Origin of the sequence: Streptococcus caballi DSM 19004, from assembly GCF_000379985.1 — a bacterium.
GTDB classification, from domain to species: Bacteria; Bacillota; Bacilli; order Lactobacillales; family Streptococcaceae; genus Streptococcus; species Streptococcus caballi.
In genome coordinates this window covers 1-1,117 of the sequence record NZ_KB904120.1, presented here as the reverse complement: position 1 = coordinate 1,117, position 1,117 = coordinate 1, and the positions used below count along the sequence as shown (strand labels likewise).

General features: G+C 39.0%; 1 protein-coding gene. It reads left to right on the top strand.

The window, feature by feature from the left end:
* Window positions 1-411 precede the first annotated feature (411 nt).
* Complete coding sequence (gene tnpA / locus A3GS_RS0110075; RefSeq protein WP_018365271.1) at window positions 412-885, top strand: IS200/IS605 family transposase; 474 nt, start codon at window positions 412-414, stop codon at window positions 883-885.
* Window positions 886-1,117 lie beyond the last annotated feature (232 nt).

Genomic DNA, 1,117 nt, shown 5'->3' with positions numbered 1-1,117 from the left:
AAGTAACGGCGAATTTTTCTAGACATATCTGTTCTCCTCTTTTCTTTAGTGTAGAACACTTTATAAATTCTGTCTAGTTTAGTGTAACCTATTCACTTTTTAGGAAAAAACGAGATGCCATTTTCAACTCAGGAGCGTTTTTATCCATTTAAGAAAAGTTTAGGATATCTTTCAGTTTTCTTTAAGTTAATCTTCGTATACTATAACCATCCTAAAACTTTTCTTTTTCATAAATCTCCTAGACCAGCTTTCAAGTTATCTTGAGGGCTGGTCTTTTTTGGCTTCTGAAAACCATTAGCTATGCTAGTGGTTCCGAAAAGCTTTTAGCGATGTATCAAAAAAGTCCCCCTAAAGTGTTATATTAGATAAGGTTTCTCGACCACTAACTAATATACACAAGGAGGACCCCTGATGAGACAGGATAATAATAGTTTAGCACATACTACATGGAATTGTAAGTATCATATTGTTTTCGCCCCCAAATATAGACGTCAGATAATCTATGGGAAATACAAAGCAAGTATTGGTCAAATCTTACGGTTATTATGTGAAAGAAAAGGCGTTGAAATTCATGAAGCAGAAGCATGCCCAGATCACATTCACATGTTGGTGAGTATACCACCGAAGCTAAGTATTTCCTCATTTATGGAATATTTAAGGGGTAAAAGTAGCTTAGTGATATTCGACCGACACGCTAATTTAAAGTATAAATATGGGAATCGCAAATTTTGGTGTCGAGGGTTTTATGTTGATACGGTTGGGCGAAATCAGAAGCGAATTGAAGAATATATTCGTAATCAATTACAAGAAGACGTGATAGCAGCTCAGCTCAGTCTTTTCGAGGAATATGATCCGTTTACAGGTGAGAAGAATAAAAGAAAGTAGTCTTAAAGAGACCCGCTAGTCGGGTCAGCTAGCAAAGGCGGTGCTGAAGGAAAACCATTCGGTAGGCCTTTAGGCCTCGGCCGGTAGCAGAGGCTTTCAGCCGAAGAGCAAACCACCCGTTCTCACGGGTGGTTTTGATTATGTGACTTTCAGTCCGTTTCGCTCCGCAGGTGCGAAACAAATAAACCACCCGCTATGCGGGTGCGCATCGCTGGTTATACCAAAAAAACTC

Coding starts and splice junctions, on each gene's coding strand:
- tnpA (WP_018365271.1), top strand. CDS start 412: ATGAGACAGGATAATAATAGTTTAGCACATACTACATGGAATTGTAAG.